Raw genomic sequence first — 24,454 nt, 5'->3', positions numbered from 1 at the left:
ATTTTCATGAGCCTTGTCGACACGATCAAGAACACTTTCGTCCCGATCAATCGGGAGGGCTATCCCTTCATTGCGATCTTTGCGGGCGTGACGCTGCTGCTTGGCATTTTCTCGACCACGCTCTTCTGGATCGGGCTGATCTTGACGGCCTGGTGTACCTACTTCTTCCGCGATCCCGAGCGCGTGACGCCGGTCGACGACAAGCTCGTCGTCAGTCCCGCTGACGGCATGGTCTCGGCCGTCGGCCCGGCCGTTCCGCCGCGGGAACTGGGGCTTGGCGCAGAGGAAATGACTCGCATCTCGGTCTTCATGAACGTCTTCAACTGCCATGTGAACCGCGCGCCCGTGCGCGGCCGGATTTCGAAGATCGAGTATCGCCCCGGCAAGTTCGTCAATGCCGAACTCGACAAGGCGAGCAGCGAGAACGAGCGCAACGGCCTCGTCATCGAAAGCCCGAATGGGCAGGTGGGCGTGGTGCAGGTGGCGGGTCTCGTCGCGCGCCGCATCGTCTGCTGGGCGGACGCCGACAGCGACATCGGCATCGGCGAGCGCTTCGGCATCATCCGCTTCGGCTCGCGTCTGGATGTCTACCTGCCGCGCAAGGCCGTCACCCGCGTCCATGTCGGCCAGTCGGCGGTGGCGGGCGAGACGATCATCGCCGAGTTCGACGCCTCGATCACTCCGCCGCTGGTGCGTGTCTCGTGAAGGGACCGTTTGCCCCATACGATCCCAATGGACGCCGCCGCAGCCCGCGCCTGCGCGAGATTCCGCTGCGCCTGATCCTGCCGAACCTCGTCACCGTTCTGGCGATCTGCGCCGGCCTGTCCGGCATCCGCCTCGCTTTCGAGGGCCGGTTCGAGATCGCGGTGGCGATGGTCTTGGTCGCCGCTTTCCTCGACGCGCTCGACGGTCGTCTGGCCCGCATGTTGAAGGCGAGTTCTTCTTTCGGTGCGCAGATGGATTCGCTCGCCGACATCATGAATTTCGGCGTGGCCCCCGCACTGGTGCTCTATGCCTATGTGCTCGACAGTGCCGGCGCCGTCGGCTGGACGGCGGCGCTCGTCTTCGCCATCGCCTGCTGCCTGCGCCTCGCGCGCTTCAACGTCATGCTCGACGATCCGGATCGACCCGCCTGGCAGAACGACTATTTCGTCGGCGTGCCGGCTCCCGCAGGTGCGCTTCTGGTTCTGATGCCGGTCTATCTCGGCCTGATCGGCGTGCCGGTGAATCAGACCTTCGGTTTCGTTTCCGCGGCATTCACCGTCGGCGTCGCGCTGCTTCTGGTCAGCCAGTTGCCGGTCTATTCGGGCAAGTCGAGCGGGATGCGGGTGCGGCGCGATCTGGTTCTGCCGCTGATGCTGGCGATCGTCGGCTATGTAGCGCTTTTGTTCAGCTATACCTGGACGACGCTGGCGCTGACGGCGGCAGCCTATTTCGCAATGCTGCCCTTCAGCGTACGCGCCTATGCCCGCCGCGCCGAACGTGCCGTCCGCGAGGCGCAACCCGCACAAACGGACGATTCAAGCGGCGCTGCTTAGACCGAGTTCTTCCTCGCAGATCGCCACCAGCCTGGCATGGTCGATCCGTCCGTTCGTGGTCGTCGGCATCGAGCGAATGGGGATCAGCTTCGATGGAAGGACCGCATCGTCGAAACCGTGCCGCTTCCATTGCCGGGCCAGAACGGCGCGGTCTGCATCGGGATGGGTGGTGACGAGAACGATCTGGTCATCGCCCGTAGTGCCTCTCAGCGCGACGGCGGCATGAATCGAATTCGGCCATATGGCCTCCGCAGCCTCCTCGACCAGCGCAAGCGAGACGGTCGTGCCGCCTATGACGGCAAGTCGGCCTGCACGTCCAAGCGTGGTCAGATAGCCTTCGCGATCGACCGAGACGATATCGCCCGTGTCGAACCAGCCATCCGTCGCCATGGCTTCATCCGCAGAAAGATAGCGAATTGCAATGTTCGGGCCGGCGATCTTCAGTCTGCCGCCCAACTCGAAGCCGTCGATCGGCTCGATGCGCATCCGCATCCCCGGCAACAGGCGACCGACCGTGCCCGCCCGGCCATGAGTGATCGAGTTGACTGCAACGACGGGCGATGCCTCGGTCAGCCCATAGCCTTCCATGATCGTCTTGCCGAAACGGTCGGCCCAAAGCTGGCGGGTGGCCGCGCGCAGGCGCTCGCCGCCGGAGACGATCAGGCGCAAACTGTCGAAATCATTGGTCTGTGCCGCTTTTGCATAGGCCGCGAGCAGGGCATCGGTGGCGAACAGGATTGTCGGATGCCGGGTTCCCGCAACCTGCGGGATCTGGCGCGTGTGCAGCGGCGAGGGATAGGCGAGCGCGCGCACGCCCTTCATCAACGGCAGTATAAGGCCGACCGTCAGTCCGAGCGCCGTATGGAGCGGCAGCACTGAGAGGATCGTGTCGCTGCGCGAAAGCACCAGCCGGGCCTCGATCTGCGCGGCATTGGCGATCAGATTGGCGTGGCTGAGGACGACGCCGCGCTGGCCGTTCGCCGTCTGCTTGAAGAGCACGACCGCGGCATCGTCCGCCTGGCGGGGCAGGCGTCGCGCGCGCCAGGCGATCCAGCCCAGAACCCGCTCGGACATCGTCACCGAGCTTTCCAGATCCTCGACATAGACGATGCGCCCGCCGGCAGCCGCGATGGCTTCGATGTCGCCGGCCAGCCGTGCTTTCTCGACATGGGCGCGCGATGTGACGACGATTCGGATCGTGCCGTCGCGCACGAGGTCGACCGGACCGACGCCCGCACCCATCATCGCGACCACCCGACCGGCGGACTGGAGCGCGAGGAACGTCGCGATGCTCTGCGCTGCGTTGGGCAGGAGAAGTCCGACAATGTCGCCGCTGGTGCCGATCTCGACAAGCTTGCCCGACAGGATTCTCGCTTTGGCGAACAGCGCGCGATAGACGAGTTTTTCGCCGGCGACATCCTCGGCGATCACGCGGCCGGGACCGTAGAGGAGCGCTGCGCTGCGCACTGCATGGAAAATGGTCTTCGGCCGCCCCTGGCTGAAGAAGCGTGCTTCCGCGACGCGGTCGAACAGGGCGTTCGACGTGGTGATGCCGACCGGCCCGGCGTCCTCGACCAGTTCGCCGATGGTGCGGGCCGGGAGTGCCATGATGCGCAGTTTCGGCAGAAGCTGGCGCGGCGTCTTGGCGGCGGGCTCGTAGGCGCCAGGCAGATGGCTCGATCCGCGAATATAGATCGGCACGACTTTGGCGTCGGCCGAAACCGCGATCTTGGCGACTGCCCGGTAGAGCCGGAAGCTCTTGACGTCCGGTTCGGCGTCGAAGGGAAAATAGACGGCGAGCCGGCCATTTCCCTTGAGGCGGCGGGTCAGCCGGCGATTGACGAAGACATGCTGCGCCTTGAAGGCGATCGTGCGCGCAAGTTCGCGCCATGGTTCGAGCCACATCGCACGCGACGACGCCTCGTCGAGGATATGCAGCGTGTCGTTGGGCAGGACCGACAGCATCAAGGCCGGGTCGAGGCGCGACTGGTGCGATATCGCGTAGATGACCGGGCCCGGCGTCTGCGCCGCGCGCAATGACGAATCATCGATCCGGAAGACAAGCTTCAGCGGCGCGTAAAGCAGCGCCTGGTGTATCGATATCCCCTGCCGATGCGACAGCCAGAGCGCAAATGCCGCCCATAGCGCCAGGACACCGGCGATGATCAAAACGGTCTGGAGCATTGCCGCACCTCCAACCTCTCGAGGCCAAGCGGCTCTTGTCGGCCGTTGGCGCGGAGGGTAGCCGAATGGCAGTCCACGTCAATCCGGATGCCGGCCCGCTTGTTCCGCTGGCAGCCTGACCGATGGGCAGTTAGCATTGAGAACATATTGGGAGATAGTCATGGATTCGACGGAACTGAAGACCTTGCAGGCGCCGCTCAAGGCCCGCTACAAGGACGATGCCAAGGCTGCCATCGTCACGCTGAAGGCCAGAGGCACGCTCGACGACCAGTCGATCGCCTGCAAGGTGGACACGGGGAGGGCGCTCGAAATGGCCGGCCTTCATCCCGCGACCGGCGGCTCGGGCGCCGAATTGTGCTCCGGCGACATGCTGCTCGAAGCACTCGTCGCCTGCGCCGGCGTCACGCTGAAGGCCGTCGCGACCGCACTCGAATTCCGGCTCGGCGATGCGAGGGTCGAAGCCGAAGGCGATCTCGATTTTCGCGGCACGCTCGGCGTTGCGAAGGACGCGCCGGTCGGCTTCCAGTCGATCCGTCTCAATTTCCATCTCGATACCGATGAACCGCAGGAGCGCATCGACGCGCTGTTGAAGCTGACCGAGCGCTACTGCGTCGTCTTCCAGACCATCAACACGAAACCGGAACTGACTGTCACCGCAGCCTAATCGAGGAAGCGGTTCTCGCGCACGGAGAACAGCCGCCCTGTCTCGCTGATCTTTGGTGAAACCGTCGCCGCGATCCGCGCGGCGATCTCGGAGGGGTGCGGGATGCTCGTCGGGTCCTCGCCGGGCATGGCGAGCGCGCGATGCGCGGTGCGCGTCGGGCCGGGGTCGACGAGATTGACGCGCAGCGCCGAGTTCTGCGTCTCCAGCGCCCAGCTTCGCACCATCGCCTCGACGGCGGCCTTGGACGCTGCGAACGGGCCCCAATAGGCGCGCGGATGCACCGCGAGGTCGGATGTCATCGCGATGGCACGGCCGGCATCGGATTTTCTCAGGAGCGGATCGACCGAACGGATGAGCCGCCATGTGCCGGTGACGTTCGTCGCCATCACCTTGTCGAACACCTTCGCCTCGACATGGCCGATCGGCGCGATGATGCCGAGAATGCCCGCATTGGCGACGAGGATGTCGAGTTTGCCCCAGCGATCGAAGATCGCGCCGCCGAGCCGGTCGATGCCGGACATGTCCATCAGGTCGAGCGGGACGAGCGTCGCCTGTCCGCCGGCCGCCTGGATTTCGTTGTCGAGTTCTTCGAGCCCGCCCACCGTGCGGGCGACCGCGATCACATGCGCGCCGGCCGCCGCCAGTTCCTTGGCGACATGATAGCCAATGCCGCGCGAGGCGCCGGTCACGAGCGCGACGCGCCCTTGAAGGTCGAGCTTTTCCGTCATTTTGTCCGTCTGTTATTGCCCGTTGTTCGCAAGCAGCGAGAGCGTGCGAACATTGTCGACGCCGTCGAGATCGGTCAGGCGCGTCGGGTATTGCGTGGTAAAGCAGGCGTCGCAGAATTGCGGCTGCTCGTTGTCGCGGGCAGGCTCGCCCACCGCGCGGTAAAGCCCGTCGATCGACAGGAAGCCGAGCGAATCGACCCGGATGAACTCAGCCATTTCCTCCACCGACATGCGGCTGGCGAGGAGCTTGGCCGTTTCCGGCGTGTCGACGCCGTAGAAGCAGGAGGCGCGCGTCGGTGGCGAGGCGATGCGCATGTGGACCTCGCGCGCGCCCGCATCGCGCACCATCTGCACGATTTTCTGGCTGGTCGTCCCGCGCACGATGGAATCGTCGACCAGCACGACGCGCTTGCCCTCGATCATGCGCCGGTTGGCATTGTGCTTCAGCTTGACGCCCATGTGGCGGATCGAGTCGGATGGCTGGATGAAGGTGCGGCCGACATAGTGGTTGCGGATGATGCCGAGCTCGAAGGGAAGCTTGGCCTCCTGCGCGAAGCCGATGGCGGCCGGCGTACCCGAATCGGGCACAGGCACGACGATATCGGCCTCGACCGGGCTTTCGCGCGCCAGTTCCGCGCCGATCTGCTTGCGCACGTCATAGACGTTGCGCCCCTCGACCGAGGAATCCGGCCGGGCGAAATAGACATATTCGAAGACGCAGAAGCGCGGCTTTACCTGTTCGAACGGGAAGAAACTTTCGAGCCCCTTGGTCGTCACGACGACCATCTCGCCGGGCTTGAGGTCGCGGACGAAACGCGCTCCCATGATGTCGAGCGCGCAGGTCTCCGACGCGAAGATATAGGCGCCGTCGAGGTCCCCGAGCACGAGAGGGCGGATGCCGAGCGGGTCGCGGCAACCGATCATCTTCTTCGAGGTCAGCGCGACCAGCGAGAAGGCGCCTTCGAGCTGGCGCGCCGCTTCGATGAAGCGCGCATTGGTATCGCGTTCCTTCGAGGTCGCGATCAGGTGCAGGATGGTTTCGGTGTCGGAGGTCGACGAGAAGATCGAGCCTTCCTTTTGTAGCCGGCGCTGCACGGTCATCGCATTGGTGATGTTGCCATTATGCGCGACGGCAAGCCCGCCATCGGCGAGTTCGGCGAAGAAGGGCTGCACGTTGCGCAGGCCCGAGCCGCCGGTCGTCGCATAGCGCGTATGGCCGATGGCGCGCGAGCCTTGCAGGCGGTCGATCACCGACTGCTTGGTGAAGGTGTCGCCGATCAGCCCGATATGGCGTTCGACATGGAACTGCGAGCCGTCATAGGAGACGATGCCCGCGGCTTCCTGCCCGCGATGCTGGAGCGCGTGCAGACCGAGCGTCACGATGGCCGACGCGTCCTGACGGCCGAAAATGCCGAAGACGCCGCATTCGTCGTGAAAGCGGTCGTCGCCCCCGGAGGAGAACGGGGTATCGTCTGCGTCTGCCATGGCGTCTCGCCTTTCAGAACGAAGGGAAGCGGCGCCAAAAGGCGCCGCGCGATCATCTAGTTGCCGGCCGGCGGCGGAGCCTCGTCGTCGCTCGAGCCGAGCCGGTCGATCAGCGAATTTTCGGGATCGTCCGGCAACACGCCCTCGAGCCAGGTGCCGATGCCTTCGAGCAGCGGCCGCGACTTGGCCTCGGCGACCCAGCCCGGCTGGTTGGAGCCAACGAGCCACGAGAAGAACAGGAAAGCGACGGCGACGACGAGAATACCACGCGCCGCGCCATAGACGAAGCCGAGCGTGCGGTCGAGCGCGCCGACGCGGCTGTCGATGATGAAATCCGCCACCTTCATCGTGATCACGGTGACGATGATCAGCGCGATGAAAAAGACGATGGCCGCTGCGGCGAACAGCGCGAGCTGCGCATTGTCGATATAGGGCGCGACATAGGGCACCAGGATCGGATGGAAGTAGAATGCCGCCGCCGCAGCCGCCACCCAGGACGCGATTGACAGCACTTCGCGCGAGAAGCCGCGGACCATGGCGAGCATCGCCGAAACGAGGGTGAAGCCGACGAGAATTCCGTCCAGCAGCGTAATCGGCATTGAAGCTCCGTTCACCTTCCGGCGGCTCTGCCTGCCGGCTCGTTCCTAATCCTGGCCGTCGTCCTGCGGCTTGCGCCTGCCGGCGATGCGCACGACGAGATCGGCGAGCTGCGAAAGTTGCGTGAAACGCCCGTCCGCTCCCTTGCTCGCCTCTTCGCTCGTCTGCGGCATGACTGCCTGAGCAAAGCCCAGCTTTTCGGCTTCCTTGAGGCGCTGCTGCGCGTGCGCGACAGGCCGGATCGCCCCCGAAAGGCTGATTTCGCCGAAATAGACGCAATCGGCAGGCAGGGCAAGTCCGGTGAGCGATGAAACGAGCGCGGCGGCAACCGCGAGGTCGGCCGCCGGCTCCGTAATGCGATAGCCGCCCGCGACGTTGAGATAGACGTCATGCTGGGCAAACCTGACGCCGCAATGCGCTTCCAGCACCGCGAGGATCATCGACAGGCGCGAATTGTCCCACCCTACCACGGCCCGGCGCGGCGTGCCGAGCGGCGAGGGGGCGACGAGCGCCTGGATTTCCACCAGAACCGGCCGCGTTCCCTCGATGCCGGCAAAGACGGCGGCGCCCGGCGCCTTGGTCGAGCGCTCGCCGAGAAACAATTCGGACGGGTTGGAAACCTCGCGCAGTCCCTTGTCGGACATCTCGAAGACGCCGATCTCGTCGGTCGGACCGAAACGGTTCTTCACGGTGCGCAGGATGCGGTAGTGGTGTCCGCCTTCGCCTTCGAAATAGAGGACGCCGTCGACCATGTGCTCGACGACGCGCGGCCCAGCGATCTGGCCATCCTTGGTGACGTGACCGACCAGCACGATCGCGCAACCTGTCGACTTGGCGTAGCGGATCATCGCCTGTGCCGCTGCGCGCACCTGCGTCACCGTGCCGGGCGCCGAATCGGCAAGGTCGGTCCACAATGTCTGGATCGAATCGAGAATGACGAGGTCGGGCCGTTTGCCTTCGGAGATCGTCGCGAGAATGTCCTCGACATTGGTTTCGGCGGCAAGTTCGACGCTGGTGTCGGCCGCGTGAAGCCGTTGCGCGCGCAGCCGGATCTGCGCCACCGCCTCTTCGCCCGAGACATAGACGATGCGATGGCCCCGACGCGCGAGCGCAGCCGCGGCCTGCGTCAGAAGCGTCGACTTGCCGATGCCCGGATCGCCACCGACGAGCAGCGCCGACCCACGCACGAACCCGCCACCCGTCGCCCGGTCGAGTTCGTCGATGCCGGTCGAAATGCGCGGCGCTTCCTCGATCTCGCCCGAAAGCGTCGTCAGCGCGACGATCCGGCCCTTGCGCGAGGAGCGCAGCGAGCCCGGTCCCGCGCCGATGCCTGAATTGGAACCTTCCTCGACGAGTGTGTTCCACTCGCCGCACGCATCGCACTTGCCTGCCCAGCGCGTATGGACGGTGCCGCAATTCTGGCAGATGAACTGGGTGCGGGATTTAGCCATGCGTACGGGCTCCATGCACCACCCGCCGCAAATACCGCCCTCCAAGCGACGTCAGCAATTCATATGCAATCGTCCCGGCCGCACTTGCCGCATAGTCGATCGAAACATTCGGCCCGAAAAGCTCGATCCAGTCGCCATGCCCGACTGCGCCGGGGCCGAGATCTGTCACGTCGAACAGGGTCAAATCCATCGTCACCCGCCCCAGGATCGGCACGCGCCGCCCGGCGATGAAGCCCTGACCGCCGGATGGCCGCGCATCGCGCAGTGGCACCCCCGAACCGGACAGCGCGCGATGCAGCCCGTCCGCATAACCGACCGCTGCAACCGCAATGATCGTATCGCGCGTCAGCGTCACCGCACCGCCATAGCTGACCGTCTCGCCGGCTTTCGCCTCGCGCACCTGCACGATCCGCGCCTCGACGCTGGCGACAGGCTGCATCGGGTTCGCGAGTCCTGCCTGCGGTGCGCCGCCATAAAGCGCGATGCCGGGCCGCACGATATCGAAGGCGTAATCGCGCGAAAGAAACGTGCCGGCGGAATTGGCAAGGCTTGATGCAACACCTTTGAAAAGTCGCTCAACCGACTGGAATGACTCAAGCTGTTGCGCGTTGGCCGGTGATGCGGGATCGTCGGCCGATGACAGATGGCTCATCACCAGACGGGGAGTCAGCGCCCGCGTCAGCTTGTTCTCGTGGAAAAACCGGGTGACCTGGTGGCCGGTCAGGCCAAGCCGGTTCATGCCGGTGTCGACATGCAGCGCGCAAGGGCGCGGCTCGGCCGGCGCGTCCCAGCCATAGGCTTCCCAAAGTGAAACATCCGCCTCGTCGTTGAGGACCGGGATCAGCCGCGCCTCGCGATAGGCTTGCGCCGCGTGCGGCTCGAACAGGCCGGCGAGGACGTAGATGTCGGCCTCCGGCAGGAGCTTGCGCAGCGCCATCCCTTCCTGTGGCAGCGCAACGAAAAAGACGCGGCAACCCTCGGCCCAGAGCACCGGCGCGACCACGTCGATGCCGAGCCCATAGGCGTTAGCCTTGACGATTCCGGCAACACGCGCAGGCCGTGCCTTCGCTGCGAGAAGGCGGTAGTTCGCCGCCAGAGCCTCGACGTCGATCGATAGCCGGCCGCCGCAGATGCGCGGATCGATCTCGGACGGGTTCGCTGCGAAGAACGCCAACTATTCGAACCGCTCGGGCAGGTGATGCTCCTCGGCGAGGTCGGCAAAGCGGGTGAATTCGCCGACGAAGGAGAGCGAGACGGTGCCTGTCGGGCCGTGACGCTGCTTGGCGATGATCACTTCGGCCTTGCCGCGAACCTCGTTCAGCTTCGTCTCCCATTCCTGATGCTCGAGCGTGTTGCGCTCGGGCTCCTTGTTCTTGAGGTAATATTCGTCGCGATAGACGAACAGCACCACGTCCGCATCCTGCTCGATCGAGCCCGATTCGCGAAGGTCGGAAAGCTGGGGCCGCTTGTCGTCGCGGCTTTCGACCTGACGCGAGAGCTGGGAAAGCGCGATGATCGGGACGTTGAGTTCCTTGGCCAGAGACTTCAGCCCGGTCGTGATCTCGGTGATTTCCTGCACGCGGTTCTGCGCCGACGCCTTCGACGAGCCCTGCATGAGTTGGACATAGTCGATGACGAGCACGTCGAGCCCGCGCTGGCGCTTCAGTCGCCGGGCGCGTGCGGAAAGCTGGGCGATCGAGATGCCGCCGGTCGCGTCGATGAAGAGAGGGATTTTTTGGAGCGTCTGCGTGCAGCCGACGAGCTTCTCGAAATCCGCTTCGGTCAGGTCGCCGCGCCGGATTTTGGAAGAGGGCACCTCGGCCTGCTCGGAAATGATACGCGTCGCAAGCTGCTCGGCCGACATTTCGAGCGAGAAGAAGCCGATCACGCCACCATTCTTCGCCTTGAACGAACCGTCCGCCTGCGGCTCAGGCTCATAGGCATGGGCGATGTTGAAGGCGATGTTGGTGGCGAGCGACGTCTTGCCCATACCGGGACGACCGGCGAGGATGATCAGGTCCGACGGTTGAAGCCCGCCCATCTTCGAATCCAGGTCGCGCAGTCCGGTCGAGACGCCCGACAGATGTCCGTCGCGCTGGTAGGCGGCGGCGGCCATGTCGATCGCGGTCTTGACCGCATCGGAAAAGCTTTCAAAGCCGCCATCGTAGCGTCCGGTTTCCGCCAGTTCGAACAGGCGCCGCTCTGCATCCTCGATCTGCGCGGCCGGCGACATGTCGACCGGCGCGTCATAGGCGATGTTGACCATGTCCTCGCCGACCGTGATCAGCGCGCGGCGCGTGGCAAGGTCGTAGATCGCGCGGCCGTAGTCTGCGGCGTTGATGACGTTGACGGCTTCGGCGGCCAGCCGCGCCAGATAGTGCGAGACGGTCATCTCGCCGACCTTCTCCTCGGCCGGCAGGAAAGTCTTCAACGTCACCGGATTGGCCATCTTGCCCATTCGGATCAGTTCACCCGCGACCTCGAAGATCTTGCGGTGCAGCGGCTCGTGGAAATGCTGCGCCTTCAGGAAGTCCGAGACCCGGTAAAAGGCATCGTTGTTGACGAGGATCGCGCCGAGCAGCGCCTGTTCCGCCTCGATATTGTTCGGGGCTTCGCGATAGAGCGGGGTCTCGACGGCTGCGAGTTTACGGGCGGCTTCGGCCATTCCATGTCCATCTGTCGGATGCGCCGGACGGGACGAGAAACGTGAATCGCGGCTGGGTGAAGAGTGTCTAGCGCGACTGCCCGAGCGGACCAACGGCGAATCGCAAGATCAACATTACTTCACAGCCATGATGCGGCAAAACATGATCGGTGATTGACTCGTGCAAGCCTGCAACACGCAACCAAAGTCTCAGGCTTTCCGGCGTCGGCGCTGCTTCGGGCGGGTGGGTTCGTGCGCCAGCAAGCGCTCGACCTCGACCATATAATCGCGGGTCAGCGGCAGCGTGTCGTTGCGCCTGGCGAGCTGGATCTGGAATACCATCAGATCCTGCCAACGGAACGCACCCTCGGACGCGGCAAGGTAGAATTCCCACATCCGGCAGAAGCGCTCGTCATAGAGCGCCTTGGCGCGCTCCCTGTTGGCGGCGAACCGCTCCCGCCAGTGCCGGATGGTCTCGGCATAATGGAGCCGCAGGATTTCGACGTCCGTCACCATCAGCCCCGAGCGCTCGATCGAGGGCAGAACCTCAGATAGTGCCGGGATATAGCCGCCGGGAAAGATGTGTTTGCGGATGAAGGGTGCCGTTGCTGCCGGCGGGCCGGACCGGCCGATCGCGTGCAGCACCATCACGCCGTCGGGTTTCAAGAGCTTTGCGCAGGTGTCAAAGAACGCGCGGTAATGATTGACGCCGACATGTTCGAACATGCCGACGGAGACGATCCGGTCAAACCTCTCCTGAAGGCTGCGATAGTCGCGGATTTCGAAATGGACGTGACGGTCGAGCCCGAGCCGGTGCGCGCGATCGGTCGCTACCTTGTGCTGCTCGTCCGACAGCGTGACGCCGAGGACGTTCGCCTCGAATTCCTGTGCCAGATAGATGCCGAGCCCGCCCCAGCCCGAACCGATGTCGAGCACGCTCAGGCCCGGCCGCATGGCGAGCTTGGCCGCCAGATGCCGCTTCTTGGCAAGCTGCGCCTCGTCGAGCGTCATGTCCGGCCGCTCGAAATAGGCGCAGGAATACTGCATGTCCGCGTCGAGGAAGAGCCGGTAGAGCTCGCCCGACAGATCGTAGTGATGCCTGACATTGGCCCGTGAGCGCGGGGCCGGGTTCCACTGGTGGAGGCGCTTGGCCAGTCGCCGCCCCGTCCCTGCCGCCTTCAGCGTCGCGAGCTTGGTATAGGCGACGTCGAGATTGGCGTAGGAAAGCCGCACGAAGTCTAGAAGGTCGCCTTCGACGAAATCGAGGTCGCCGGCCATGTAGGCTTCGGGCACGGCAAGCGACGGGTTGAGGGAGATGGCGCGTTCCGCAAGACGCGTGCGGATCGCGATCTGGATCGGCGTTCCCGAGCCGTCACCGAACCGGTGTTGCTCGCCACGCGCATCCGTTACGAGCAGGTTTCCGGTTCTGACGAGCCGGCGCCCGAGACGTTTCAGCAACCAGAACATCGCAGGACCAAGAGGTTCGACACGATTTTTCTACCGTAAGGGAAGAATGGTCGAATTTGAAGTCCGCGAATCGGTCCAGAAACGCGAAACGCCCGAACCAGGGGTCCGGGCGTTCCTGAATTCCGCGAGAAATGCGGGAGCTTAGCGCTCCTCGCCCTCGTTGCCGGCAGCTTCTTCGCCGTCGTCTTCGTAATCCGCTTCCGGATCGAAAAAGGCGTCGGGGCGGGCGTTCTCGTTGATGTCGTCGCCATAGATGGCTTCGGCCGAATCGAGCGTCTCGCCGCGGGCCTGACGCTCGGCCTCATCGGCGGAACGCGCGATGTTGAGCGTGATCGTCACTTCGACTTCCGGGTGGAGCGCGATGGCGACGTTGGTCAGGCCGATGGTCTTGATCGGCTGGTTCAACTCGACCTGGTTGCGGCCCACCGAGAAGCCCTCGGCGGTCACGATCTCCGAGATGTCGCGCGTCGAGACCGAACCGTAGAGCTGGCCGGTTTCGCCAGCCGAACGAACGACCACGAAGGTCTTGCCGTCGAGCTGGTCGGCGATCTTCTGGGCTTCGTTCTTGCGCTCCAGGTTGCGGGCTTCGAGCTGGGCGCGCTGGCCTTCGAACTTCTTCTTGTTGGCTTCGTTGGCGCGCAGCGCCTTGCCCTGCGGCAGAAGGAAGTTGCGGGCGAACCCGGCCTTCACCTTCACGGTCTCGCCCATCTGGCCGAGCTTGGAAATGCGTTCAAGCAGGATGACGTCCATGTCACTGTCCTTGTCTTCGCGCCGGTCGTCCGGCGGGCAGGAACAGGAAGGAAGAGCCGCGAGCGGCATCTTCGGGCGCTGTCCTGCCGGTTGGCAGTTAGGAGCGGCTGGCTCCAACTCGGAAATTCTCGTCTCGCGTCATGCCGAACATGACGGGAGGGGTGTCGGAGGCGGCAGGCCGCCTCCGACGAAGATGCTTACTTCACCACGTAGGGCAGGAGGCCCAGGAAGCGGGCGCGCTTGATCGCCTTGGCGAGTTCGCGCTGCTTCTTCTGGCTGACGGCCGTGATGCGGGACGGAACGATCTTGCCGCGCTCGGAAATGTAGCGTTGCAGGAGCTTGACGTCCTTGTAGTCGATCTTCGGCGCGTTGGCGCCGGAGAACGGACAGGTCTTGCGGCGGCGGTGGAACGGCCGGCGCGTCGGGATCTGGTTGATGTCGACCATTATGCGCCAGCTCCTTCAGCCTGGTTTTCGCGCGGACGGCGCGGGCCGCGATCGTCGCGGTCGCCCCCACGATCACTGCGCGGGCCACGGTCGCGGTCGCCGCCGAAACGGTCGCCGCGCGGACCGCGGTCGCCGCGATCGCCACGGTCGTCGCGCTTCTGCATCATCGCGGACGGGCCTTCCTCATGTGCCTCGACCTTGATGGTCATGAAGCGCAGGACGTCTTCCGACAGGCCCATCTGGCGTTCCATCTCCTGGATGGCGGCCGCCGGGGCGGTGATGTCCATCAGGGTGTAGTACGCCTTGCGGTTCTTGTTGATGCGGTAGGTGAGGGACTTGAGTCCCCAGTTCTCGATCCGGCCGACCGAACCTTCATGCGCTTCGATGACACCCTTGTACTGTTCGACGAGGGCATCGACCTGCTGCGCGGAGAGATCCTGGCGGGCAAGAAATACGTGTTCGTAAAGTGCCATGTATCCTTAGCCTTTCTTCGTTTCCCTGCGCGGCGCCAGCGGCTAAAGCCTCATCAACTTCTCTCACCCGCGAGGCGGGAAGAAAGGCTGTGGTCGAGACGGTCGAGAGCGGAGACACGGGAGGCCGAAGGCACCTGGCCTTCATTCATGTGCAATTTTCATCGAGAAACGCGCATGGCCCTCCGTTCAGCCCCCAGCTAGGACCGGCAGAGTGCGGCTCATATACACCATCTTCGCCGCGATGCAATGCTCAGGCACCGACGAGAGGCGATTTGCCCGCCAGCCTTGACTTTCCGGCCCCGCCTGCGCCACACGCTTTGCCACGTAGACGGACCGGACGACCAGAGGAGACGCGCCGTGGCGATTGCATTCACCTTTCCCGGACAGGGCAGCCAGTCGGTCGGCATGGGCAAGGACCTTGGCGACGCCTTTCCCGAGGCACGCGCGGTCTTCGACGAGGTCGATGCGGCGCTCGGTGAAAAGTTCTCCACCCTCATGTGGGAAGGGCCGGAGGAAAAGCTGACCCTGACCGCCAACGCCCAGCCGGCGCTGATGGCTGTGTCGATGGCGGCCATCCGCGCCATGGAAGCGCGCGGCTTCGACATGAAGTCGAAGGTCGCCTATGTCGCCGGCCATTCGCTCGGTGAATATTCGGCGCTGTGCGCGGCCGGCATGTTCTCGGTCGCAGACACCGCCCGCCTCTTGCGCACGCGCGGCAATGCCATGCAGGCGGCCGTGCCGGTCGGCGAGGGCGCCATGGCGGCGATCATCGGGCTGGAACAGGATGTCGTGCAGGCGGCCTGCGAGGAAGCCGGTTCAAAGGGCATCTGCCAGATCGCCAACGACAATGGCGGCGGCCAGTTCGTCATTTCCGGCTCGAAGGAAGCCGTCACCGAAGCCGCGCGCATCGCCACCGAAAAAGGCGCCAAGCGTGCGCTGATGCTGCCCGTTTCCGCCCCGTTCCACTCGGCCCTGATGTCGCCTGCCGCTGATGCGATGCGCGTCGCACTCGGCACGGTGGAGAAGAAGGCGCCCGTCGTGCCGGTCCTTGCCAACGTCACCGTCTCGCCGCTCACCGATCCCGATGAGATCGTCGACAGCCTCGTCGCGCAGGTCACCGGCCAGGTGCGCTGGCGCGAGACGATCGAATGGTTCGGCGCGAACGGCCTGACCACACTCTATGAAGTAGGCACCGGCAAAGTCCTCTCCGGGCTTGCCCGCCGCATTAACCGCGACCTGACCCCGGTGTCGATCACGACGCCGCAGGATATCGAGACCGCGCTCGCCAATCTGGCCTGACACATCCGAAAGGAAGCCAAATGTTCGACTTGACTGGAAAGAAGGCGCTCGTCACAGGCGCGACCGGCGGCATCGGCGAGGCGGTCGCCCGCGCCCTGCACAAGGCCGGCGCGATTGTCGGCATCCACGGCACGCGGGTCGAGAAGCTCGAGGCTTTGGCGGGCGAACTTGGCGATCGCGTCAAGGTTTTCCCGGCCAACCTGTCGGACCGCGACGCCGTCAAGGAACTCGGCAAGAAGGCCGAAGCCGAGCTCGAAGGCGTCGACATCCTCGTCAACAATGCCGGTATCACGCGCGACGGCCTCTTCGTGCGCATGTCGGACGAGGACTGGGATTCCGTGCTCGACGTCAATCTCGGCGCCGTCTTCCGTTTGACGCGTGAACTGACGCATCCGATGATGCGCCGCCGTTCTGGACGCATCATCAACATCACCTCCGTCGTCGGCGTGACCGGCAATCCCGGCCAGGCCAACTACTGCGCCTCCAAGGCCGGGCTGATCGGCTTTTCCAAGTCGCTGGCGCAGGAGATCGCGACGCGAAACGTCACCGTCAACTGCGTGGCCCCCGGCTTCATCGAATCGGCCATGACCGAAAAGCTGAACGACAAGCAGCGCGAGGCGATCATGGGCGCGATCCCGATGAAGAAGATGGGCAGGGGCGACGACATCGCGGCTGCCGTCATCTACCTGGCATCGGACGCCGGCGGCTACGTCACCGGCCAGACCCTGCACGTCAATGGCGGCATGGCGATGATCTGATTGCGGCAGCATCAATTCGGCTATCAACGGAAAAGCGCAGCCTTTCGCCTTGGAACCGGCCCGGAAGTCGTGTAATCGGGCCGCAATTGCCGTCCGCAGGGGGCAATGCAACCTCGTTCCCCAGAACAACGGAACAGTCTGCCGCCGCCGGATTTGAAGGCATCTTAAAGCTTGATTAGCCGCTATCGGGCGGCTAACGAAGACCGAACACCATACGCAAACCACAAACTCGAGGGTTTTTCGAAATGAGCGATACCGCAGAACGGGTCAAGAAGATCGTCGTCGAGCACCTGGGCGTCGAAGCCGACAAGGTCACCGAAGGCGCGAGCTTCATCGACGATCTGGGCGCAGACAGCCTGGACACGGTCGAACTCGTCATGGCCTTCGAGGAAGAATTCGGCGTCGAGATTCCCGACGATGCCGCCGAGACGATCCTGACGGTCGGCGATGCCGTCAAGTTCATCGAGAAGGCCACCGCCTGATCCGATTGCCGCGCAGCGGGCGCATGTTCACGATTTTGAGGGAGGACGGCCAATGAGACGCGTCGTCGTCACGGGCCTTGGCCTTCTGTCGCCATTCGGCGTCGGTGTTGAACATGGCTGGAAAGAGCTTCTTTCCGGCAAGAGCGCTGCGCGGCCCATCGACCAGTTCGAGACGAGCGATCTTCCCTGCAAGATCGCCATGCCGATCCCGCGCGACATGTCGCAGGAGGGCGCCTTCGATCCTGACGCGTTCATGGAGCCGAAGGAGCAGCGCAAGGTCGGCGACTTCATCCTCTACGGCGTCGCCGCGGCCGAACTCGCACTTGCCGATTCCGGCTGGAAACCGACCAGCACCGAGGACCAGAACGCCACCGGCGTCATGATCGGCTCGGGCATCGGCGGCATCGAGGGCATCGCGGAGAACGCGCTGATCCTGCACGAGCGCGGCCCGCGCCGCATCTCGCCCTTCTTCATTCCCGGCAACATCATCAACCTGGTCTCCGGCCAGGTGTCGATCCGCCACGGTCTCAAGGGGCCGAACCATGCGGTCGTGACCGCCTGCTCGACCGGTGCGCACGCCATCGGCGACGCGGCCCGCCTGATCGCCTTCGGCGACGCGGAGGTGATGCTGGCCGGCGGCGCGGAATCGCCGATCACCCGGCTTTCCATCGCCGGCTTCTCGGCCTGCAAGGCGCTTTCCACCGATTTCAACGACACGCCGCAAAAGGCTTCGCGCCCCTATGACACGGACCGTGACGGTTTCGTCATGGGCGAGGGCGCCGGCGTGGTCGTCCTGGAAGAACTCGAACACGCCAGGGCCCGCGGCGCCAAAATCTATGCCGAGATCGTCGGCTATGGCCTGTCGGGCGACGCCTATCACATCACCGCCCCCTCGGAAGACGGCGACGGCGCGTTCCGCTGCATGGCAATGGCGCTGAAGCGCGCCGGCCTGAAGCCATCCGATGTCGACTACATCAACGCCCACGGCACCTCGACCATGGCCGACACAATCGAGCTTGGTGCGGTCGAGCGTCTCGTCGGGGACGCGGCGTCGAAGATTTCGATGTCGTCCACCAAGTCGTCGATCGGCCATCTGCTCGGCGCGGCCGGCGCGGCCGAGGCGATCTTCTCAATTCTCGCCATCCGCGACAACATCGCCCCGGGGACGCTCAATCTCGACAATCCGTCGAAGGCAACGGAAATCGATCTCGTTCCGCACAAGCCGCGCGAGCGCGAGATCAATGTCGCCCTGTCGAATTCCTTCGGTTTCGGCGGCACCAACGCGTCGCTCGTCTTTCAGCGTTACAACGGCTGATCGCCTTCGGTCGGCCGTTCCGCCCGCGCAAAGATTTTGCCATATTGGCCGCTACCTTGCGTGGCGATTCCATTGCATCCGAGAGTTAGAGGCCAGATGACCACTGATCCTGCAGGCGGGAACCAGCCCGGCCAGCCGCCCATGCAATCGCGGCCCATTGTTGCGAAGTCGCGAAGCGAGGCACTGCGGTCGCAGGCCGGCACGCCCCCGCCCGCACGCTCGCGCCGCTCGCGCAGCCAGTTCGTCATCTTCATGAACTTCGTCATGTCCTGCATCGTCTTCGCAACGCTGGCGGCAGGCGCTGCGGTCTATTACGGCAAGGTGCAATTCGAGGGCCAGGGACCGTCGACGACGACACAGACCGTCCTCATCCGCCCGAACACCGGCACGGCCGAGATTGCCTCCACTCTCGAGCGCCAGGGGCTCATCTCGGATGCCCGTATCTTCCGCCTCGGCCTTCGCGCCTATGGCAGCGATGCGAATTTACGTGCCGGCGAATATGAAGTGAAGGCAGGCGCTTCCATGTACGAGATCATGGAACTCCTGAAGAGCGGCCGCTCGGTCCTGCACGCGCTGACCATTCCCGAGGGCTTCACCGTCCATCAGGCTTTCGCGCGAATCGCCGCAATGGAGGAACTGGAAGGCGAGATGCCGTCCGAACTGCCGCCGGAAGGCTCGATCGCCGCCGACACCATCCGCTTCACCCGCGGCATGAACCGTCAGGACCTGATCGACCGCCTTTCGGCCGATCAGCAGCGCATGATCGAAGAGATCTGGGCCCGCCGGGACGACGACCTGCCGATCGACACGATCGAGGAATTCGTCACCCTCGCCTCGATCGTCGAGAAGGAAACCGGCCGCGCCGACGAGCGCCCGCACGTCGCCTCCGTCTTCATCAACCGGCTCAACCAGGGAATGCGCCTCCAGTCGGACCCGACCTTCCTCTATGGCATCTTCGGCGGCGAGGGTAAGCCGGCCGACCGGCCGATCTATCGCTCCGACATCGAGAGCGACACGCCCTACAACACCTATCGCATCGCCGGCCTGCCGCCCGCGCCGATCGCCATACCCGGCCGGGCGTCTCTGGAGGCGGTCGCCAACCCGTCGCAGACGGACGATCTCTATTTCGTCGCCGACGGCACCGGCGGTCACGCCTTCGCGCAGACGTTGGACGAGCACAACCGCAATGTCGCCCGCTGGCGCCAGATCGAGCGCGAGCGCCGTGAAGCGGGTGCCGCGCCGACCGATGAAGATGCCGTTCTTGCGGACGAGATCGTGGAAGACGAATAGCCGGCGCGAATTGGGAGCGTGATGACAATCGAGAGCATGACGGGCTTTGCCCGCGCATCGGCTCAGGCCGGCGACGACCGGATCGTCTGGGAACTGAAATCGGTCAACGGCAAGGGGCTCGATGCGCGCCTGCGCCTGCCGCCGGGCTTCGAGAGCATAGAGCAGCCTGCGCGCCAGGCTTTGCAGAAGACTTTCCAGCGCGGCAACATCTATGCAAATCTTTCTGTGGCCCGCCTATCCGCGGCACCGGCTGCCGTAACCGTCAATGAAACCCTGCTCGTCGAGCTTGCCACGCTGGCCCAGCGCCTGGAGCACGATTTCGGCGTCGCCCCAGCGCGGGCGGACGGCCTCCTGGCCTTGCGCGGCGTGATCGAGATGCAGGAGAGCATTCTCGATGACGACGCGCGCGCCGCCCGCGACGCGGCCATTCTCATCGTCCTCGACGAGGCGCTTGCCGGGCTGACCGCGGCGCGGCGCGAGGAAGGGCGGGCGCTGAAGACGATCATGCTCGGCCAGATCGACCGCATCGAAAGCCTGACCGAGCGCGCCGCGGCAGATCCCTCCCGCGACCCCGCCGCGATCCGTTTGCGCCTTGCCGAGCAGGTCCGGCTGCTGCTTGAGACAGGTGCGCCGCTCGACGAGACACGGCTGAATGCCGAAGCCGCCTATCTCGCCACCAAGGCCGACATCCGCGAGGAGATCGACCGCCTGCGCACGCACATCGCCTCGGCGCGTACGCTTCTGGCCGGCGGCGGGGCGGTCGGGCGGCGGCTCGACTTCCTTTCGCAGGAATTTAACCGGGAATCGAATACGTTGTGCTCCAAGTCGAACGCGGCGGCCATCACCGCGATCGGGCTGGAACTGAAGGCGGTCATCGACCAGTTCCGCGAACAGGTCCAGAATCTGGAGTAGGAATGCAAAACGAACTCCCGTCTGCCGCCATTCGCCGGCGCGGCTTGATGCTCGTCATCTCTTCGCCTTCCGGCGCGGGCAAGTCGACCATCGCGCGCAATCTTCTCGAAAGCGACCAGGGTTTCCAGCTTTCGGTCAGCGTGACCACCCGTCCGCGCCGCCCCAGCGAGATCGACGGCGTCCACTATCATTTCCGCACCAAGCGCGAATTCGACCTGTTACGCGACAACGACGCCTTGCTCGAATGGGCCGAGGTTCACGGCAATTTCTATGCGACCCCGCGTGAGCCAGCCGAAGAGGCGATGGCCGCCGGCCGCGACATGTTGTTCGACATCGACTGGCAGGGTGCCCAGCAGCTACGCGAGAAGATGCGCGGCGACATCGTTTCCATCTTCATCCTGCCGCCGTCGATGCGCGAACTCAAATCGCGGCTGACGCGCCGCGCCGAGGACAATGCCGACGTCATCGAGGCACGGCTGAAGAATGCCCGCGTCGAGATCGAACACTGGCGTGAATATGACTATGTCGTCGTCAATGACGACCTTGACCGCGCCTTCCATGCCGTCGAGGCGATCGTCAGGGCCGAACGTCTGCGCCGCGACCGGCGTCCGGGGCTGTTCGAGTTCGTGTCCGGCCTTCTGGACGAGAAAATCTGAACGGTCAGTCGCAGTTGATCTGCCATGATACGCCGAAGCGGTCGCTCACCCAGGCAAAGCGTTTCGAAAAGCCGTAATCGCCGGCTGGCATCATCTCGGCGCCGCCGTCCTTCAACCTGTCCGCCAGCGCCGTCACTTCGTCCTCGCTTCCGCACTGGACGAAAAACGAGAAGGACGGCGTGAAGCCGAAGGCGTGCCGCACGAAGCTGTCGCTCGCAAGGACCTTCTGCCCGGCGATGGTGAACTCGGCGCGATGGATCGTGCCTTCGGGACCGGGTGAGCCTGGACCGTAGAGGTCGAGCCGTTCGACGGTCATTGCGGGAAAGACGTTACGGTAGAAATCCAGCGCGGCTGCGCCGTGGCCGTCCTGGAACATCAGGAAGGGATGAACGGTCTTCACGGTCATGAGAACCTCCTTCGCCGGAAAAGTTCAGAGAGCCTGTGCGATCGCGACGAATTCGGCAACCGACAATGTCTCGGCGCGCCGCGTCGGCTCGATTCCAACCGCGTCCAGCAGTTTTTCGCCGCCGAGCGGCTTCAGGCTCTGACGCAGCATCTTGCGGCGCTGTCCGAAGGCGAATTCCGTGACCTTCGAGAGTTTGGCGCCATCGACTGGCAGGGGATTTTCGCGCGGAACCAGATGAACCACCGCGGACGTCACCTTCGGCGGCGGCGTGAAAGCCTGCGGCGGCAGGTCGAACAGGATGTCGGCATGGCTGCGCCAGCCGGCGAGGACGGCGAGGCGGCCATAGGCATCGTCGTCCGGCGTCGCCACGATGCGCTGCGCGACCTCCTTCTGGAACATCAGAGTCAGCGACGTCCAGTAGGGCGGCCACGGCTCGGCCGAGAGCCAGCGGACCAGAAGCTCGGTGCCGATATTGTAGGGAAGATTGGCGACGATCCGCACACCCTCGCTGCCTTGCGCCAGAGCGGCGAAGTCGGTCGTCAGCGCGTCCCCCGAGATGACCGAGAGCTGGCCGGGATAATGCGCCGACACCTCTTCGAGCGCGGCGAGGCACCGCTCGTCGCGTTCGATCGCGATCACGCGCCTGGCACCGTTCAAGAGCAGCGCGCGCGTCAGCCCGCCGGGGCCGGGGCCGACCTCGATGACCGTCGCGTTGGTCAGGTCGCCGGCGCCGCGCGCAACCTTGGAAGTGATGTTGAGGTCGAGCAGGAAGTTCTGACCGAGCGACTTCCTGGCGCGCAGTTCGTGCCGCGCGATCACCTCGCGCAGCGGCGGCAGGCCGTCGATGCTCATGCGCGCAGGCTCATGCGGTCGGCCATGTCGATCGCCGCGAGCAGGCTGTCGGGGCGCGCAATGCCTTTACCCGCGATGTCGAAGGCGGTGCCGTGGTCGGGCGAGGTGCGCACGAAGGGAAGGCCGAGCGTGACGTTGACCGTTTCGTCGAAAGCCAGCGCCTTGGCCGGGATCAGCGCCTGATCGTGATACATGCAGATCGCCACGTCGTAGCTTTCCCGCGCCCGTGCATGGAACATGGTATCGGCGGGCAGGGGGCCGAAAGCGTCGATGCCTTCGCCGTTCAGATCCTCGATCGCCGGGCCGATCGTCTCGATCTCCTCGCGCCCCATCGCGCCGCCTTCGCCGGCATGGGGGTTGAGGCCCGAAACGGCAAGCCGCGGCCGCTTGATGTCGAAACGGGAGACGAGGTCGGCGGCGACAACCCGGCAGGTGGAAACGATCAGATCCCGCGTCAATGCGGCCGGAACCTCTGCGAGCGGAATGTGGATGGTGACGGGGACGGCGCGGACAGCCGGTCCGGCGAGCATCATGACGGGCTGGACGACGTGCCCGTAGCGGGCTGCGGCGAGATGGCCCAGATATTCGGTATGGCCGGGAAAGCGAAAACCGGCTTCGTAGAGCGGCCTCTTGGAAATCGGCGCCGTGACTATGGCGCGGGCGTCAGCGTTGGACACGAGCTCGACGGCGCGGTCGATGGCCTCGATGACGCCTGCGGCATTCGCCCGGTCCGGCGTTCCCGGCCGATCGACCAGACGGTTGAGGAGCGGGATGACCGGCAGTGCATCGGCGAAGAGAACGCCGTGCTTCATTCCATCAGCCACAGCGATCTCGACTTCGATCCCGAGCAGGCGCGCGCGATTGCGGAGAAGTTGCGGATCGGCGATCACGCCGAACGGCGTCACCGGCCGCTCATGTCGCGCGTTCCAGGCTTTGAGGATCAGTTCCGGTCCGATCCCGGACGGATCGCCGCAAGTGATGACCAGAGGTGCCGGCAAGACGACCTTTCAGCGACGCGAGGCGCCGGCGCTTGTTCTATCTCTGGACGATCTGCGCGCGTTCGCGAAGCTCGGCCGTATACTTCTTGCTCAGATCGTCGGAATCCGCGCTGTTGCCGAGGTTTTCCGCTTCGAAGACGGCCTGCGCGACCGTGTCGTCGGAGACCTGGCGCGCGCTGCAGATGCCGATAAACTCGACGCCGCGGTCGGTGTCACGCACGACCGTTGCATTTCCGGCAGTAGTCGACTTGATCGGGTCGGCCCATTCTGGGGGAAGCTGCGGCTCGAGAACGCGACCGAGATCGCGTACGGTCACGTCGATGAGGCCCTTGGCGAACTGGACGGTCGAATCGCAACCCTGAAACCGTGCGCGCATCGCTTCGGCCTCGCGTCGGCGTGTGGCAAGGCGCGCGCCGCGCTCTGCCGCCGGCACGACGAAGATCACCTGTTGCAGCATGTATTCGGTCGCCACGGGCTTTTCGCCGCCCTGCTGCAACATGCGCTGAACCGCGTCCTGCTCGCTGACGCGGCTGCCCTGGTCATGGCGCGCGCGTGCGGCGAGAGCCTGGCTCCAGCCCATCTGAGAGCGAATGAATTCGAGGAAATGCTGCTTCGTCACGCCCGTCTGCGACATGACCTGGTCCATCTGGGCGATGGACATGTTGTTGGAACTGGCGAAGCGCTGGTATGCCTGTGCCACGTCGTCGTCGGAGATGTTGATATTGAGGCGGCGGACCTCGTTGCGCCGCAGGGCCTGCTCGATCAGTTCGTCCGCCGCCGCTTGCTGGCCACCGCCGCGACGCTGCAACTGAAGGAAGGCGGCACGTCGCTGGATGTCGTAGCTCGTGATCGGCGTGTTGTTGACGACGTAGCGCACTTCGCTCGTCTGCGCGAATGCCGGTGCGGGTAGGACCGCGCAGCCGAGGGCGATTGCGATGCTGGCCGAGAGCAGCAATGTCTTCATGCGTCTAGCCTCCTGATCCGGGGTGCAAGCCTTTTGCGAATGGCAAGCCCCTGAAGTGCATCTTGGGCAAAACGATGTCAACGGCACACGCGTCG

The 24,454-nt window shown here is 64.7% G+C and carries 25 protein-coding genes; 10 read left to right on the top strand and 15 right to left on the bottom strand.

The features are described 5' to 3' along the window. Positions 1-6 precede the first annotated feature (6 nt). Both PZ895_RS11975 and PZ895_RS11970 read left to right on the top strand, forming a co-directional pair. Positions 7-705 carry a phosphatidylserine decarboxylase gene (locus PZ895_RS11975; RefSeq protein ID WP_275839217.1) on the top strand — a complete coding sequence of 233 codons (699 nt, stop codon included), beginning with the start codon at positions 7-9 and terminating at the stop codon, positions 703-705. Continuing rightward, positions 702-1,538: a phosphatidylcholine/phosphatidylserine synthase gene (locus tag PZ895_RS11970; protein WP_275839216.1), complete on the top strand. Its 837-nt coding sequence runs from the start codon at positions 702-704 to the stop codon at positions 1,536-1,538. The genes PZ895_RS11975 and PZ895_RS11970 overlap by 4 nt, the downstream gene beginning before the upstream one ends. Here PZ895_RS11970 and PZ895_RS11965 read toward each other — a convergent pair. Next, on the bottom strand, positions 1,521-3,722 hold the full coding sequence (locus PZ895_RS11965; protein WP_275839215.1) for an AMP-binding protein: 2,202 nt from the start codon (positions 3,720-3,722) through the stop codon (positions 1,521-1,523). The two genes, PZ895_RS11970 and PZ895_RS11965, sit on opposite strands and share 18 nt — an antisense overlap. A 160-nt stretch (positions 3,723-3,882) precedes the next feature. Between PZ895_RS11965 and PZ895_RS11960 the strand changes: the two genes are divergently transcribed. Next, positions 3,883-4,386 (top strand): OsmC family protein, encoded by a 504-nt coding sequence (locus PZ895_RS11960; RefSeq protein WP_275839214.1) that lies wholly within the window; start codon positions 3,883-3,885, stop codon positions 4,384-4,386. Here PZ895_RS11960 and PZ895_RS11955 read toward each other — a convergent pair. The 10 genes from PZ895_RS11955 to rpsF form a co-directional block, all read right to left on the bottom strand. Continuing rightward, positions 4,383-5,114 carry an SDR family NAD(P)-dependent oxidoreductase gene (locus PZ895_RS11955; RefSeq protein WP_275839213.1) on the bottom strand — a complete coding sequence of 244 codons (732 nt, stop codon included), beginning with the start codon at positions 5,112-5,114 and terminating at the stop codon, positions 4,383-4,385. The two genes, PZ895_RS11960 and PZ895_RS11955, sit on opposite strands and share 4 nt — an antisense overlap. A gap of 12 nt (positions 5,115-5,126) precedes the next feature. Next, entirely contained in the window at positions 5,127-6,599 is a 1,473-nt protein-coding gene (gene purF / locus PZ895_RS11950; protein WP_275839212.1) for an amidophosphoribosyltransferase, read from the bottom strand. Positions 6,600-6,655: 56 nt separating this feature from the next. Then, positions 6,656-7,198, bottom strand: coding sequence for a CvpA family protein (locus PZ895_RS11945; RefSeq protein WP_275839211.1), 543 nt, complete (start codon positions 7,196-7,198; stop codon positions 6,656-6,658). A gap of 45 nt (positions 7,199-7,243) precedes the next feature. Beyond that, positions 7,244-8,647 carry a DNA repair protein RadA gene (radA, locus tag PZ895_RS11940; protein WP_275839210.1) on the bottom strand — a complete coding sequence of 468 codons (1,404 nt, stop codon included), beginning with the start codon at positions 8,645-8,647 and terminating at the stop codon, positions 7,244-7,246. Then, a complete protein-coding gene (gene alr, locus PZ895_RS11935; protein WP_275839209.1) occupies positions 8,640-9,821 on the bottom strand; it encodes an alanine racemase in 1,182 nt (393 codons plus the stop codon). The genes radA and alr overlap by 8 nt, the downstream gene beginning before the upstream one ends. After that, on the bottom strand, positions 9,822-11,312 hold the full coding sequence (locus PZ895_RS11930; protein ID WP_275839208.1) for a replicative DNA helicase: 1,491 nt from the start codon (positions 11,310-11,312) through the stop codon (positions 9,822-9,824). Between the two features lie 189 nt (positions 11,313-11,501). Then, positions 11,502-12,758, bottom strand: coding sequence for a cyclopropane-fatty-acyl-phospholipid synthase family protein (locus PZ895_RS11925; RefSeq protein WP_275839207.1), 1,257 nt, complete (start codon positions 12,756-12,758; stop codon positions 11,502-11,504). Between the two features lie 141 nt (positions 12,759-12,899). Further along, positions 12,900-13,508 carry a 50S ribosomal protein L9 gene (rplI, locus tag PZ895_RS11920; RefSeq protein ID WP_275839206.1) on the bottom strand — a complete coding sequence of 203 codons (609 nt, stop codon included), beginning with the start codon at positions 13,506-13,508 and terminating at the stop codon, positions 12,900-12,902. Between the two features lie 197 nt (positions 13,509-13,705). Then, on the bottom strand, positions 13,706-13,954 hold the full coding sequence (rpsR, locus tag PZ895_RS11915; RefSeq protein WP_002963610.1) for a 30S ribosomal protein S18: 249 nt from the start codon (positions 13,952-13,954) through the stop codon (positions 13,706-13,708). Continuing rightward, positions 13,954-14,427 (bottom strand): 30S ribosomal protein S6, encoded by a 474-nt coding sequence (gene rpsF / locus PZ895_RS11910; protein ID WP_275839205.1) that lies wholly within the window; start codon positions 14,425-14,427, stop codon positions 13,954-13,956. Before rpsF ends, rpsR begins: the two co-directional genes overlap by 1 nt. Positions 14,428-14,784: 357 nt before the next feature. On the opposite strand from rpsF, the gene fabD reads away from it, so the two are divergent. The 7 genes from fabD to gmk all read left to right on the top strand — a co-directional run bounded on the left by fabD (position 14,785) and on the right by gmk (position 21,139). Further along, a complete protein-coding gene (gene fabD / locus PZ895_RS11905; RefSeq protein ID WP_275839204.1) occupies positions 14,785-15,726 on the top strand; it encodes an ACP S-malonyltransferase in 942 nt (313 codons plus the stop codon). Between the two features lie 20 nt (positions 15,727-15,746). Beyond that, positions 15,747-16,484, top strand: coding sequence for a 3-oxoacyl-[acyl-carrier-protein] reductase (gene fabG, locus PZ895_RS11900; RefSeq protein WP_275839203.1), 738 nt, complete (start codon positions 15,747-15,749; stop codon positions 16,482-16,484). 245 nt (positions 16,485-16,729) lie between these two features. Next, complete coding sequence (locus PZ895_RS11895) at positions 16,730-16,966, top strand: acyl carrier protein (protein ID WP_024586204.1); 237 nt, start codon at positions 16,730-16,732, stop codon at positions 16,964-16,966. Between the two features lie 52 nt (positions 16,967-17,018). Next, the gene (gene fabF / locus PZ895_RS11890; protein ID WP_275839202.1) at positions 17,019-18,281 is read left to right on the top strand and encodes a beta-ketoacyl-ACP synthase II; all 1,263 of its coding nucleotides are present in this window, start codon (positions 17,019-17,021) and stop codon (positions 18,279-18,281) included. Between the two features lie 96 nt (positions 18,282-18,377). Continuing rightward, positions 18,378-19,571, top strand: a complete 1,194-nt coding sequence (gene mltG / locus PZ895_RS11885) for an endolytic transglycosylase MltG (RefSeq protein WP_275839201.1) — start codon at positions 18,378-18,380, stop codon at positions 19,569-19,571. 21 nt (positions 19,572-19,592) lie between these two features. Further along, a complete protein-coding gene (locus PZ895_RS11880; RefSeq protein ID WP_275839200.1) occupies positions 19,593-20,483 on the top strand; it encodes a YicC/YloC family endoribonuclease in 891 nt (296 codons plus the stop codon). A 2-nt stretch (positions 20,484-20,485) separates the two neighbouring features. Beyond that, a complete protein-coding gene (gene gmk, locus PZ895_RS11875; RefSeq protein WP_275839199.1) occupies positions 20,486-21,139 on the top strand; it encodes a guanylate kinase in 654 nt (217 codons plus the stop codon). A gap of 4 nt (positions 21,140-21,143) precedes the next feature. Here gmk and PZ895_RS11870 read toward each other — a convergent pair whose 3' ends face one another. The 4 genes from PZ895_RS11870 to PZ895_RS11855 are packed head-to-tail and all read right to left on the bottom strand — an operon-like array spanning position 21,144 to position 24,359. Then, positions 21,144-21,545: a VOC family protein gene (locus tag PZ895_RS11870; protein WP_275839198.1), complete on the bottom strand. Its 402-nt coding sequence runs from the start codon at positions 21,543-21,545 to the stop codon at positions 21,144-21,146. Positions 21,546-21,569: 24 nt separating this feature from the next. Further along, on the bottom strand, positions 21,570-22,397 hold the full coding sequence (rsmA, locus tag PZ895_RS11865) for a 16S rRNA (adenine(1518)-N(6)/adenine(1519)-N(6))-dimethyltransferase RsmA (protein ID WP_275839197.1): 828 nt from the start codon (positions 22,395-22,397) through the stop codon (positions 21,570-21,572). Beyond that, the gene (pdxA, locus tag PZ895_RS11860) at positions 22,394-23,395 is read right to left on the bottom strand and encodes a 4-hydroxythreonine-4-phosphate dehydrogenase PdxA (RefSeq protein ID WP_275839196.1); all 1,002 of its coding nucleotides are present in this window, start codon (positions 23,393-23,395) and stop codon (positions 22,394-22,396) included. The genes rsmA and pdxA overlap by 4 nt, the downstream gene beginning before the upstream one ends. A gap of 37 nt (positions 23,396-23,432) precedes the next feature. Continuing rightward, a complete protein-coding gene (locus PZ895_RS11855; protein ID WP_275839195.1) occupies positions 23,433-24,359 on the bottom strand; it encodes a peptidylprolyl isomerase in 927 nt (308 codons plus the stop codon). Positions 24,360-24,454 lie beyond the last annotated feature (95 nt).

It is taken from the genome of Mesorhizobium sp. YIM 152430 (assembly GCF_029210365.1).
Classification (GTDB): domain Bacteria; phylum Pseudomonadota; class Alphaproteobacteria; order Rhizobiales; family Rhizobiaceae; genus Aliihoeflea.
The sequence above is the reverse complement of the archived record's forward strand: the minus strand, read 5'-3'. Positions and strand labels throughout refer to the sequence as shown.